Source organism: Halopseudomonas aestusnigri (genome assembly GCF_002197985.1).
GTDB lineage: Bacteria > Pseudomonadota > Gammaproteobacteria > Pseudomonadales > Pseudomonadaceae > Halopseudomonas > Halopseudomonas aestusnigri.
In genome coordinates, this window is the sequence record NZ_NBYK01000006.1 from 69,983 (window position 1) to 82,563 (window position 12,581).

Sequence of the window (12,581 nt, forward strand, 5' to 3'; positions counted from 1 at the left end):
TGCTCAAGCGCCGACAGCCGCTCCAACACTCTCACTTCGCACAATGCTTCCCGCACGCACAACCCACTTGCAGCTTGCGGCTTGAAGCTTGCCGCTCCAGGCTGCAGGCGCTACAGCGCCTGCAGCTTGGCATACGCCACCATCAGCCACTTGCTGCCTTCCGAATCAAAGTTGACCTGTATCCGTGCCTGCGCGCCGTGGCCTTCATAATTGAGCACCACACCTTCACCGAACAGCGCATGTTCGACGCGCTGGCCAAGGGCAAAGCCGGTGCTTTCGGTCGCTTCGCTGGCGAACAGATTGCCCTTGGCCGGGCCAAAGGGTCGGCTGACCTGGCTGCCCAGGCGCACTTCGCGAATCAGTTCAGGTGGAATCTCACGGACAAAGCGCGACACCTTGTTGAAGGTTTCACTGCCGTACAAGCGGCGGGTTTCGGCCCAGGTAATCACCAACTGCTGCATCGCCCGGGTAATGCCCACGTAAGCCAGCCGGCGCTCTTCCTCCAGCCGGCCCGGATCTTCCAGGCTCATCTTGTGCGGGAACAGCCCTTCCTCTACCCCGGCCATAAATACCAGCGGAAACTCCAGGCCCTTGGCGCTGTGCAGGGTCATCAGCTGTACGCTGTCTTCAAAGCGGTCAGCCTGGGTTTCACCCGCTTCCAGCGAAGCATGCGCGAGGAAGGCCAGCAGCACGTCGCCTTCCTCCTCCTCGTCGGCCATGTCGTTCTCGAAACCACGGGCGGCGGAGACCAGTTCTTCCAGGTTTTCGACCCGCGCCTGCGCCTTGTCACCCTTTTCCTGCTCATGAAAGCGCAGCAGGCCGCTTTGCTCAATGGCAATCTGGGTCTGGCTGTAGAGCGGCAGCCCTTCGGCGCGCTCGGCCATTTCCTCGATCAGCACCAGAAAGCCCTGCACCGCGTTGGCGGCGCGGCCCGGCAGGCCCTTGTTGTCGATCAGATCGCAGGCCGCCTGCCACATGGAGACATCGCGCTCACGCGCCTGCTGACGCAGCAACTCGACCGTCTTGTCGCCGATACCGCGGGTCGGCAGATTGATGATGCGCTCCAGCGCGCCGTCATCACCCCGGTTGGACATCAACCGCAGGTAGGCCATGGCGTTCTTAATCTCGGCGCGCTCGAAGAAGCGCTGACCGCCGTAGATGCGATAGGGAATGCCGCTGCGCAGCAGGGCCTCTTCCAGCACCCGCGACTGGGCGTTGGAGCGGTAGAGAATCGCCATCTCGCTGCGCGCCAGCCCGTCGCGAATGCCCTGCTCGATCCGTTCGACGATAAAACGCGCTTCATCCTGCTCGTTGAAGCCGGCGTACAGGGCAATCGGCTCGCCTTCGTTGCCGTCGGTCCACAGCTCCTTGCCGAGCCGCCCCGAGTTGTTGCCGATCAGCGCATTGGCGGCCTTGAGAATGGTTGCGGTGGAGCGGTAGTTCTGCTCCAGACGGATCATTTCGGCATTCGGATAGTCGGTCTGGAACTGCTGGATATTTTCGATCCGCGCGCCGCGCCAGCCATAGATTGACTGGTCATCGTCACCGACCACCATCAGGCTGGGTGTCTTGCCCGCGAGATGGCGCAGCCAGGCGTACTGCACCGCGTTGGTGTCCTGGAACTCGTCGACCAGAATGTGCTTGAAGCGCGCCCGATACTGCTCGCGCAGCGCCGGATTATCGCGCCACAGTTCCAGCGAACGCAGCAGCAACTCGGCAAAGTCGACGGCCCCGGCACGATTGCAGGCCTGCTCATAGGCTTCGTAGATGCGCACCATGGTACTCAGGTACAGATCACCGGCCGGCTGAATATTCTGCGGGCGCAGGCCTTCGTCCTTCTGGGCGTTGATCCACCACTGGGCCTGCTTGGGCGCCCACTGGTTCTCGTCCAGCCCAAGTTCACGGATAACCCGCTTGACCAGCCGCTGCTGGTCGTCGCTGTCGAGAATCTGGAACTGTTCTGCCAGCCCGGCCTCGCGCCAGTGCGCGCGCAGCAGTCGATGTGCCAGGCCGTGGAAGGTGCCGACCCACATGCCCTGCGGCGCGATGCCGAGCAGTTGCTCGATCCGCGCGCGCATTTCGTAGGCGGCCTTGTTGGTAAAGGTGACGGAAAGAATGCTCCAGGGTGAGGCCTGTTCGACCTGCACCAGCCAGGCGATACGGTGAACCAGGACCCGGGTCTTGCCGGAGCCGGCGCCGGCCAGCACCAGCTGTTGGCCGACCGCGGCAGTCACGGCCTGACGTTGAGCATCATTGAGCGAATTAAGCAGGTGGGAGATATCCATCGCGGCATTCTAGCAGCCCGCCGTCCCGCGCCGGAAGCCGCACGGCTAAACCGCATGGCAGACGCTTCGGATGTCATATTTTGCGACCGAGGGACTGTGCCGAACGACAGGGCTGGTGTAAGGTGATGAGCCTGATCCGACAGTAACACCCGACGTAGCACGCATGATAACAATAACAATCACGGGCCAACGGAGCGCAAAACAGCCATGACTGGCAGCCGAGCCACGTTCAGCCCCATCTCGCACAGTGATCTGCGCCTGCCGCAGATGAACCAGCTGTATGCCCAGTCACGGCTACCGCAGTGGCTGTTGCTGTGCACTGCGCTGATGGTCACGCCCCTTGTCTGGAACCAGGCATCCGCGCTGAATCTGTTCAGTTGGCTGGGAGCCCTGGTGTTGCTGGCGTTGTTGCGCCAAATGCTGGTTCGCCGCTACTGGCAGACCCCCTCCCAGGACCGCCTGCGCCGTCGCTGGAGCTTTTTCTTTCATCTCGGCAATCTGGCTTCGGGCCTTTGCCTGAGCTGGGTCTACATTGCGCTGACACCGCTCGACGACTTCGCCCGGCAGACGCTGATGTACAGCATCGCCGGCGGCGTCAGCCTGTGTGTCGGTGTGCTCTACGCCACCCGTTTCAGTGCCTTTGCCTCGTTTCTGCTGCCGGCCTGGCTGCCGCCGCTGGCCTGGCTGGTGTACGACGGCAGCGCAAGCAGCCAGAACTGGGCGATAATGTCGGGTCTGATGCTGGTGTTCATCGTTCTGACCGCCGCGTTGATCCATCGCACCATGCGTCAGGCGATGATCACCAACCTGCGCAATGAAACCCTGCTGGCCAATCTGGGCAGCGCGCACCAGCGAACCGAAGAGCTGAACCAGCAACTGACCCGCGAGATTGCCCAGCGCCGGCAGGCCGAGCAGTCGCTGCGCGACAGCCACATGGAGCTGGAGGAACGGGTCAGGCAGCGTACCGCGGAGCTGGAAGCGGCCACCCATAACCTGCGCGCCAGCGAGGCACAGCTGAGCCTGGCCATGGAAGCCAGTCAACTGGGGCTGTGGGACTGGGACCTGACCACCGACAAGGTCTATCACTCGCGCCTCAAGCCGCTGTTCGGCATGCCCGAGGATGCCGTGCCCAGCATGCTGGAGGACCTGCGTCCGCTGGTTCACCCGGCCGACGCGACCATGGTACGCAAGACCCTCGCCCAGCACATGAAGAACAAGACCCAGGCCTACCGCATGGAATACCGGGTGCGCCACGCCGATGGTCACTGGCTCTGGGTCGAGGACAGCGGCCGCGCGGTAGAGCGCGACGCCGACGGCCGGGTTCTGCGGATGATCGGTACCCGCCGCGACATCAGCGCCCGCAAGTTGCAGGATGAGCAGGCCCAGCTCTCGGCGACGGTATTCGAAGCCTCCAGCGAAGGGATCTTCATTCTCAGCCCGGCGCTGGACATCCTGGCAGTAAACCAGGCCTACAGCGTGATTACCGGCCTGCAGCAGCAGGATGCCGTGGGCCGCAACATACTCGAGCTCAGCGGATCGGATGAGCTGCGCCAGCAGTTTTTGCACCTGCAGAGCATGCTCAACAGCAAGGACCGCTGGCAGGGAGAAATGACCGCCCGTCGCCGCAGCGGTGAGTCCTTTCCAATCTGGCTGCAGATGACCGTGGTACGCAACGCCGCGGCGCAGATTACCCACTATGTCGGGTTCTTCGCCGATCTGACCACCCACCGGCAGACCGAGGAGCAGCTGCAGTACCTGACCAACTACGACCCGCTCACCCAGCTGGCCAACCGTCGCCGCTTCAGCGAGAACCTGCAGGAAGCCACTGCCCGCGCCCGGCAGAACGACAGCCAGCTGGCCCTGCTGCACATCGATCTGGACCGTTTCAAGCACATCAACGTGACACTGGGCCATGCCGTAGCCGATGCCCTGCTGCAGGAAGTTGCCCACCGGCTGAGCGCACTGCTGGGCGACACCCACGGCCTGGCGCGGCTGTCCGCCGACGAGTTTGTCGTCATCGTTGAGCAGGCCGACTGCAGCGATGCCCTCGGAGCGCTGGCCGACCAGATCCTTGAGCGCCTGAGCCAGCCCATGCTGATAGCCGAGCACGAGCTGGTGGTCACCGCGTCCATTGGCATCAGCCTGTTCCCGGCAACCGCACGCGACAGCCTGCAGCTGATTACCCAGGCCAACCAGGCAATGCAACACGCCAAGCACCTGGGCGGCAACCGCTGGCAGTTCTACACGCGCCAGCTGCGCGCTTACAGCCTTGACCGCCTGCAGCTGGAAAACCAGCTGCGCAAGGCCATCGACGAACAGCAGTTGATGGTGCATTTCCAGCCGAAACTGCACCTGGCCAGCGATCGCATCCGCAGCGCCGAAGCCCTGGTGCGCTGGCAGCATCCGATACGCGGAATAATGATGCCGGGCGACTTCATCAGTATCGCCGAGGAGACCGGTCTGATCGTCGCCCTGGGCGAGCAGGTGCTGAATGCAGCCTGCGCACAGGCCAGCCGCTGGTGCCATCAGGGTCCGGCGTCTGTTGTCGTATCGGTCAACCTGTCGGTTCAGCAGCTGCGTCAGGAGGGTTTTGCCAGCCGCGTCCGACAGGCGCTGGAACGCCATAACCTCCCGGCCCGTCTGCTGGAGCTGGAGTTGACCGAAAGCATGCTGGCCGAGCACAGCGAGGCGATCGTCGACAATATCAACGCACTGCAGGCGCTGGGTGTCAGCCTGTCGGTCGATGACTTCGGCACCGGCTATTCGTCATTGGCCTACCTCAAGCGTTTCCCGATCAGCACCCTGAAGATCGACCGGGCCTTCATCGCAGCGCTTAACGACGCGCCCGGCGACGATGCCATTGTTCGCGCCGTAATTGCCATGGCCCACAGCCTGTCGCTGCAGGTCGTGGCAGAGGGCGTGGAGACCGAGGCCCAGCTGCAGTTCCTCAAGGAAAACGGCTGCGATGATGTCCAGGGCTACCTGATCAGCCGGCCGATCGACGCCGAGACCTTTACCACCCTGCTGGAGCAGAGCCAGCCTGCCCGCGACCTGCTCGATACGCTCGGACGCTGACGCTCGCCTAGCGCTGGTCCAGCCAGCGGTGACCGCGCCGCTCGAGCAGGCTGTCGGCCGCTTCCGGGCCCCAGCTGCCGGCAGGGTAACGCTTGGGTGACCGATAGCAGTCACGCCAGCCGTCGATGATCGGATCAACCCAGCGCCACGCGGCACCGATTTCGTCCCGCCGCATGAACAGGGTCGCGTCCCCTTCGATGACATCCAGCAGCAGCCGCTCGTAGGCGTCCCAGCGGCGACGGGTAAAGGCCTCGTCGAAATTCAGGTCCAGCTCCACTTCCTGCAATCCCATCCCGCGGCCGGGCGACTTGGCCATCAGCGACAGACGAATGCCCTCATCCGGCTGCAGGCTGATGGTCAGCCGGTTGTTTTCCGGACTGTCACCATGCTGCGGGAACAACTTGTGCGGCACCGGTTTGAACTGGATGACAATTTCGGACTTGCGCTGTGCCATGCACTTGCCCGTGCGCAGGTAAAACGGCACACCGGCCCAGCGCCAGTTGTCGATCTCGACCTGCAGAGCAACAAAGGTCTCGGTGTTGCTGTCGTGGTCGACACTTTTCTCGAAGTAGTAGGCCGGCAGCCGCTCGCCGGCATGCTCACCGGCAGCATACTGGCCACGTACGGTGCGGTCCTGAACGTCCATACCGGTAATCGGCCGCAGCGCCTCGAGAATCTTCAGCTTCTCGTTGCGCACCGCCTCCGGCTCGAAATGCACCGGCGCTTCCATGGCCACCAGGCAGAGCAGTTGCAAGAGGTGGTTCTGCACCATGTCACGCATCGCCCCGGCGCGGTCGTAATAGTCACCACGATTTTCCACGCCGACACTTTCCAGCACGCTGATCTGCACATGGTCGATATGCGCATTGCGCCACAACGGCTCGAACAGGGCGTTGCCAAAACGCAACGCCAGCAGATTCTGTACCGCTTCCTTGCCGAGGTAGTGGTCGATCCGGAACACCCGCGACTCATCAAACACCTGGCCTATCTGCTCGTTGATCATGTTCGCCGTCTGCAGGCTCTCGCCCAGCGGCTTTTCCAGCACCACGCGGGCATGCTCGTCGACCAGGCCAACCGAGGCCAGGTGCTGAACTGTGGGCGCAAACAGATTCGGCAGGGTCGCCAGATAAAACACCCGAACCCGACCGGTGCCGGGCTTGAGAACCTTGGTCAGCCGCGGAAAGGCCACCCGCTGGCTGACATCCAGCGACAGGTAGTCCAGGCGCTCGGCGAACACCTCCCAGACGCTTTGGTCAAAATCGCGGCGTGAGACATGCTGGCCAACATGGCGCTTGACCAGCTTGCGATAGCTTTCAAGGCTGTGCTCGGCGCGGGCCAGCGCCAGAATCCGCGTCTCCGGGTGCAGATGACCGTCGCGATGCAGGTAATAGAGCGCTGGCAGCAACTTGCGCATGGCCAGATCGCCGGTGCCGCCGAACACCACCATGTCACACCTGATTCCCGCCCGAGCCACGTCAAATCCTCCTGCCCGCCACACCCCAGCCGTTTTTGTAGTATAACTACAAGCATTACTACACCACGGGTGATCGAACTATCCCAGATACGGCAGCCAAGCTGCCCCTCATTCGCTGCCAGACATCATGCCATCATGAACATGCTCCAGCACATCGCTGCCCACCGTGACCAGCTCAGAAAGTCCGAGCTGAAGGTCGCCGATTTTGTCATCGCGCAGGCCGCGCAGGTGATGCACTCATCGATGGCCGACCTGTCGCAGCAGGTCGGCGTCAGCGAGCCCACCATCGTACGCTTCTGCCGGGCAATTGGCTGCAGCGGATTTCAGGATCTCAAGCTGAAACTGGCCCAGAGCCTCGCCGCCGGGGCCAGTTTCGGACAGTTCTCGATCAGCGAGGACGACAGCGTCGACACCCTGTCGCACAAGATCTTTGACACCACCCTAGCCACCCTGATGGATGTGCGCGAACGCCTTGATCCCGCCGCCATCGAACAGGCCATCAGCGCCCTAACCCACGCCCGCCGCGTAGAGTTTTACGGCTTTGGAGCCTCCGGCGCCGTGGCCAGCGATGCCCAGCACAAGTTCTTCCGCCTGCTGGTCTCCACCGCCGCCTATTCCGACCCGCACATGCAGGCCATGTCTGCCGTGACCCTGGGCCCGGAAGATGTGGCGGTCGCGATCTCGCAGACCGGACGCACCAAGGACCTGCTGCACTCGGCCAGTCTGGTGGTGGAAACCGGCGCGACCCTGATCAGCCTGTGCCCGAGCCGCACACCGCTGGCCGAACTCGGTCAGGTGCACATTCCGATCGACGTGCCCGAAGACACCGACATCTACACGCCGCTGTCCTCACGCATCGCCCATCTGGTGGTCATTGATGTGCTGGCGATGGGCATGGCCATGCGCCGCGGCCCGGAGTTGGTCAACCACCTCAAGAGCGTCAAGCGCAGCCTGCGCGGCCTGCGCCTGTCGAACAAGGCTAGTCGCAGCGAGCTGGGCGAGTAGCGCCGGCCGGCAGCGCCAGCGAGATCAGACCGGCTGCCAGTACCAGCGCCGCCGACAGCCAGAGGCAGGCCACCAGCCCGTACTGCTGATACACCCAACCGGAGAGCAACGTGCCCAGCAGGCGCCCAGCCGCATTGGACATGTAGTAGAAGCCGACATCCAGCGACACCGCATCGCGCGCAGCCCAGGATACGATCAGGTAACTGTGCAGCGCCGAATTGAGCGCGAACACCACGCCAAACACCAGCAAGCCGCCGAGCAGCGCCCAGCGCGATTGCCCATCCAGCATCAACCCAAGCGCAATCAGCGCCGGCACCACGGCCAGCGCCAGCGCCCAACCAGCCGCTGCGCGTCCGCCCGGCTGGTGACTACTGCGTCGCCCGGTCACGGCTGGTGCGCGGGCCTGCACCACGCCGTAACCAATTACCCAGAGCGCCATAAAGGCACCCACCGACCAGACATCCCAGCCAAATACCGCCGACAGATAGACCGGCAGGGCGACCACAAACCAGACGTCACGCGAGGCAAACAGGCATAGCCGAGCGGCCGACAGCAGGTTGATCGCCCGGCTCTTGGACAGCAGGTCACGAAACTTGAGTTTGCCCTTGGTGCGGCCCAGATCACGGCGCAGCAGGCGCAAGCTCAGAAGCCAGACCAGCGCCAGCGCGATGGCCATCGCCAGCACCGCACCACGGAATCCGAGCAGCGCCAGCAGCCCCGCGCCGAGGAAGAAACCAACGCCCTTGAGCGCGTTTTTCGAGCCGGTCAGCAGCGCCACCCAACGGTACAGCGCACCCTGCTGTTCGTCCGGCAGCAGCAGTTTGACCGCGCTCTTGGCACTCATCTTGTTCAGGTCCTTGGCGATGCCCGACAGCGCCTGCGCCGCCATCACCCAGCCCACCGTGAGCCAGCCGGTCGGCACCGCCAGCATGCCGAGCGCCAGCACCTGCAACGCCAGGCCGATATTCATGGTGCGGTTCAACCCGATCCGCGCGCCCAGCCAGCCACCCAGCAGGTTGGTCACCACACCGAAGAATTCGTAGAACAGGAACAATCCGGCGATCTGTAGCGGGCTGTAGCCGAGCTGGTGGAAGTGCAACACCACCAGCATGCGCAGCGCCCCGTCGGTGAGAGTGAAGCTCCAGTAGTTGCCGGTGACCACCAGATACTGCCGAACCTCCGCCGGCAACTGCATCAGTCGCCGCATCAATTGCCCGCCTGCCCCACCTTGCGCGCCAGCTCGACCAGGCGGTTGCTGTAGCCCCACTCGTTGTCGTACCAGCTGTAAATCTTCACCTGGGTGCCGTTGACCACCATGGTGCTGAGCGCGTCGATGATCGAGGAGCGCGGATCGGTACGATAATCGATCGACACCAGCGGCCGTTCCTCGTAACCGAGAATCCCCGCCAGCGGGCCCGCAGCGGCGGCCTTGAACAGCGCGTTGACCTCATCCACCGTGGTCGCACGTTCGACCTCGAACACACAATCAGTCAGCGAAGCGTTGGCCAGCGGCACCCGTACCGCGTGGCCGTTCAGCTTGCCGCGCAGCTCGGGGAAGATTTCAGCAATCGCGGTTGCCGAGCCGGTGCTGGTCGGGATCAGGCTCATGCCGCAGGCGCGGGCGCGGCGCAGATCCTTGTGCGGCTGATCAAGAATGCTCTGGGTGTTGGTCAGGTCGTGAATGGTGGTGATCGAGCCGTGACGAATGCCCAGCGCCTCGTGGATCACCTTGACCACCGGGGCCAGGCAGTTGGTGGTGCAGGAGGCGGCGGTCACAATCGGGTGCGCGGCCGGGTCGAACAGCTGGTCGTTTACACCCAGCACCACGTTAAGCACCCCCGGCTCCTTGACCGGCGCACTGACTACCACCCGGCGTACGCCCTGATCCAGATAGGGTTGCAGCGCAGTGCTGGTCTTGTTGACGCCGCTGGCCTCGATCACCAGATCGCAACCAGACCAGTCGGTATCGGCAATCGCCCGGTTGCGTGTCAGCGGCAGCCGGCGGCCCTCAATGACAATCGCATCACCATCGGCCTGTGCCTCGTGCTGCCAGCGCCCGTGTACCGAGTCGAAGTTGAGCAGATGGGCGTGGGTTGCAGCGTCACCGCCCGGGTCGTTGATCTGCACAAACTCCAGCTCCGGCCAGTCCCAGGCGGCGCGCAGGGCCAGCTTGCCGATGCGGCCGAAGCCGTTGATGCCAATCTTGATGCTCATGTTGCGTCCCTCCGATTGACCCGCACCGATTGCGCCGGGCCCTTGTTCTCAGAATAGTCCCTGGCGCGGCTCAGCGACGCGCAGGAGGCTCACAGCAGGTGGCCGCAGCGCCCGCCAAACGGGCCCGCTGAGCCTCCAGCCAGCACGGCTGGCTGTGCGCGGCCTGCCTGATCACCTCACCCGCCCAAGCCGGCAAATCCGGGTGCAGCCGGTAATAGACCCACTGCCCGCGCCGCTCATCCATCAGCACATTCAGCTTGCGCAGCAGCGCCAGATGTCTGGATATCTTCGGCTGCGACAGGGCCAGCGCGCCGGTCAGCTCGCAGACGCAGAGTTCCGGGCTGTCGACCAGCAGCGCGCAGATGCGGGCACGGGTGTCATCGGCCAGCGCCTTGAACAGCGCTGGCGGCGTCAAAGGGTCATTCAACATAAAATTCACTTGTACAATCAGCCTGCGGGCAATATATATGAAATACCGTATATACGGGAAAGTGAATATTTTGTGACACCAGACAAGGTCCGCCCATGCACAGCAGCATTGAATCCACCCGCCAACCCTCACCCATGGGCCGTTTTGAACGCTACCTGACGCTCTGGGTAGCCCTCTGCATTGCCCTCGGCACCCTGCTCGGCGTGCTGCTGCCGGCCCCCATGCAGGCACTGGGCTCGCTCAGCGTGGCCAACGTCAACCTGCCGGTCGGTCTGCTGATCTGGGTGATGATCATCCCGATGCTGATGAAGGTCGACTTTGCCTCGCTCGGCGAAGTGCGGCAGCAGACCCGCGGCATTGCCATCACCCTGCTGGTGAACTGGGCGATCAAGCCTTTTTCGATGGCGCTGTTTGCCTGGCTGTTCATTCGCCAGCTGTTTGCCGGCTGGCTGCCGGCCGAGCAACTGGACCACTACGTCGCAGGTCTGATCCTGCTGGGTGCTGCGCCCTGCACGGCAATGGTGTTTGTCTGGAGCAACCTGTGCCGCGGCAACCCGCAGTTCACCCTGAGTCAGGTGGCGCTGAACGATGCGGTGATGGTGATCGCCTTTGCGCCGATTGTCGCGCTGCTGCTCGGGGTCAGCGATATCGTCGTGCCCTGGGATACCCTGCTGCTGTCGGTCGGCCTGTATATCGTGCTGCCGCTGGCGATTGCCCAGACTGCACGCTATCTGCTGCTGCGCCGCGGCAAGGCCGCGCTGGAGCAGGCACTAAGCGCCATTGCCCCCTTGTCGATGGGGGCGCTGCTGGCGACGCTGGTACTGCTGTTTTCGTTTCAGGGCGAGGCGCTGGTGCAACAACCGCTGGTGATTGCCCTGCTGGCCATCCCGATTCTGCTGCAGACGCTGTTTATCGCCGCGCTCGGCTACGGCCTGAACCGGCGGTTTGGGGTACGCCATGACGTGGCGGCACCCTCGACCCTGATTGGCGCCTCCAATTTCTTTGAGCTGGCCGTCGCGGTAGCCATCGCCCTGTACGGTTTCAACTCCGGCGCCGCACTGGCAACGGTCGTTGGCGTGCTGATTGAAGTACCATTGATGCTCTGGCTGGTCGGTATCATCAACCGCAGCCGCCCCTGGTACGAATCCCGCTGAACCGAGAGGACCCCCGTCATGCCCGTCGCCATGGCCCGCCATATTCTGGTCAAGACCGAAGCCGAAGCGGCCGCGCTGAAGAAACGCATCGCCGCCGGCGAAGCCTTCGATGTGCTGGCAAAGAAGTATTCAACCTGCCCGTCGAAAAAGCGCGGCGGCGATCTGGGTGAGGTACGTCCGGGTCAGATGGTTCGCGCCATCGACCAGATCATCTTCAAGAAGCCGCTGAAAATGGTGCACGGTCCGGTCAAGAGCCAGTTCGGCTACCACCTGGTGCAGGTGTTCTACCGCGACTGAGGCGGGTAGTAGATCAGGTCATGGAATACCGCAGGCTGGGTGCCCGCGTTGCGATAGCCATGCGGCTGATCCGCGGCGAAGCGCACCGCCTCACCTTCTTTCAGTTGCTGCCAGACGCCCCGCACCAGCAGCTCCATGACCCCGCGCACCACGATTACATGCTCAACGACGCCTTCACTGTGCGGCTCTGACAGCCGCTCATAACCCGGCAACAGGGTCAGCTCGAACAGCTCAAAGCCGTAGCGCGCATCAAACGGAAACAGCGGTGCAATCAGCATGGCATCGGCGGCCGGGCGCTGGCGCAGGGTGTCGGCGCTGCGCAGGGTAACGCCACGTTGCTCGGCCGGCGGTGGCTCGATAAAGCTCGACAGCGACGTACCAAAGCCCGAGGCAATCTTCCACAGTGTCGCCACCGTCGGACTGGATTCGCCGCGCTCTATCTGGCCGAGCATCGCCTTGCTGACGCCACATTCGGTCGCCGCACGATCCAGACTCCAGCCACGGTCAGTGCGCAGCTGCCTGAGGGTATCGGCGAGGTACTGGCTGATTTCCTGCATCACAGGTCCGCTAAGTTGAGGGCCGCACAGCATAGCAACACCCCTTTGTGCGTTATAGCGCACGGTGCTAGGATCGGCCAACCGGGCGCT

10 protein-coding genes are annotated in these 12,581 nt (G+C 63.4%); 4 read left to right on the forward strand and 6 right to left on the reverse strand.

Annotated elements, in window-relative coordinates; all coding sequences use genetic code 11:
- Positions 1-110: 110 nt before the first annotated feature.
- On the reverse strand, positions 111-2,285 hold the full coding sequence (gene uvrD, locus B7O88_RS10480; RefSeq protein WP_088275821.1) for a DNA helicase II: 2,175 nt from the start codon (positions 2,283-2,285) through the stop codon (positions 111-113).
- A 207-nt stretch (positions 2,286-2,492) separates the two neighbouring features.
- On the opposite strand from uvrD, the gene B7O88_RS10485 reads away from it, so the two are divergent.
- On the forward strand, positions 2,493-5,360 hold the full coding sequence (locus B7O88_RS10485) for a putative bifunctional diguanylate cyclase/phosphodiesterase (protein WP_088275822.1): 2,868 nt from the start codon (positions 2,493-2,495) through the stop codon (positions 5,358-5,360).
- 7 nt (positions 5,361-5,367) lie between these two features.
- On the opposite strand, the gene zwf is transcribed toward B7O88_RS10485, so the two are convergent.
- Entirely contained in the window at positions 5,368-6,807 is a 1,440-nt protein-coding gene (gene zwf / locus B7O88_RS10490; protein ID WP_088275823.1) for a glucose-6-phosphate dehydrogenase, read from the reverse strand.
- Between the two features lie 162 nt (positions 6,808-6,969).
- Between zwf and hexR the strand changes: the two genes are divergently transcribed.
- The gene (hexR, locus tag B7O88_RS10495; protein ID WP_088275824.1) at positions 6,970-7,839 is read left to right on the forward strand and encodes a transcriptional regulator HexR; all 870 of its coding nucleotides are present in this window, start codon (positions 6,970-6,972) and stop codon (positions 7,837-7,839) included.
- Here hexR and arsJ read toward each other — a convergent pair.
- The 3 genes from arsJ to B7O88_RS10510 all read right to left on the reverse strand — a co-directional run bounded on the left by arsJ (position 7,814) and on the right by B7O88_RS10510 (position 10,480).
- Positions 7,814-9,046, reverse strand: a complete 1,233-nt coding sequence (gene arsJ / locus B7O88_RS10500) for an organoarsenical effux MFS transporter ArsJ (protein WP_088275825.1) — start codon at positions 9,044-9,046, stop codon at positions 7,814-7,816. The genes hexR and arsJ overlap by 26 nt on opposite strands.
- On the reverse strand, positions 9,046-10,053 hold the full coding sequence (locus B7O88_RS10505) for an ArsJ-associated glyceraldehyde-3-phosphate dehydrogenase (RefSeq protein ID WP_088275826.1): 1,008 nt from the start codon (positions 10,051-10,053) through the stop codon (positions 9,046-9,048). Before B7O88_RS10505 ends, arsJ begins: the two co-directional genes overlap by 1 nt.
- A gap of 70 nt (positions 10,054-10,123) precedes the next feature.
- Positions 10,124-10,480 carry a metalloregulator ArsR/SmtB family transcription factor gene (locus B7O88_RS10510; RefSeq protein WP_276527216.1) on the reverse strand — a complete coding sequence of 119 codons (357 nt, stop codon included), beginning with the start codon at positions 10,478-10,480 and terminating at the stop codon, positions 10,124-10,126.
- Between the two features lie 98 nt (positions 10,481-10,578).
- Here B7O88_RS10510 and arsB point away from each other — a divergent pair, with 98 nt between their 5' ends.
- Positions 10,579-11,637, forward strand: coding sequence for an ACR3 family arsenite efflux transporter (arsB, locus tag B7O88_RS10515; RefSeq protein ID WP_088275829.1), 1,059 nt, complete (start codon positions 10,579-10,581; stop codon positions 11,635-11,637).
- Between the two features lie 18 nt (positions 11,638-11,655).
- On the forward strand, positions 11,656-11,934 hold the full coding sequence (locus tag B7O88_RS10520) for a peptidylprolyl isomerase (RefSeq protein ID WP_088275830.1): 279 nt from the start codon (positions 11,656-11,658) through the stop codon (positions 11,932-11,934).
- On the opposite strand, the gene B7O88_RS10525 is transcribed toward B7O88_RS10520, so the two are convergent.
- A complete protein-coding gene (locus B7O88_RS10525; RefSeq protein ID WP_088275831.1) occupies positions 11,922-12,491 on the reverse strand; it encodes a helix-turn-helix domain-containing protein in 570 nt (189 codons plus the stop codon). The two genes, B7O88_RS10520 and B7O88_RS10525, sit on opposite strands and share 13 nt — an antisense overlap.
- Positions 12,492-12,581: the final 90 nt, after the last annotated feature.

Coding starts and splice junctions, on each gene's coding strand:
- hexR (WP_088275824.1), top strand. CDS start 6,970: ATGAACATGCTCCAGCACATCGCTGCCCACCGTGACCAGCTCAGAAAG.
- zwf (WP_088275823.1), bottom strand. CDS start 6,807: ATGGTGGTGTTCGGCGGCACCGGCGATCTGGCCATGCGCAAGTTGCTG.
- uvrD (WP_088275821.1), bottom strand. CDS start 2,285: ATGGATATCTCCCACCTGCTTAATTCGCTCAATGATGCTCAACGTCAG.
- arsB (WP_088275829.1), top strand. CDS start 10,579: ATGCACAGCAGCATTGAATCCACCCGCCAACCCTCACCCATGGGCCGT.
- B7O88_RS10505 (WP_088275826.1), bottom strand. CDS start 10,053: ATGAGCATCAAGATTGGCATCAACGGCTTCGGCCGCATCGGCAAGCTG.
- arsJ (WP_088275825.1), bottom strand. CDS start 9,046: ATGCGGCGACTGATGCAGTTGCCGGCGGAGGTTCGGCAGTATCTGGTG.
- B7O88_RS10520 (WP_088275830.1), top strand. CDS start 11,656: ATGCCCGTCGCCATGGCCCGCCATATTCTGGTCAAGACCGAAGCCGAA.
- B7O88_RS10525 (WP_088275831.1), bottom strand. CDS start 12,491: ATGCAGGAAATCAGCCAGTACCTCGCCGATACCCTCAGGCAGCTGCGC.
- B7O88_RS10485 (WP_088275822.1), top strand. CDS start 2,493: ATGACTGGCAGCCGAGCCACGTTCAGCCCCATCTCGCACAGTGATCTG.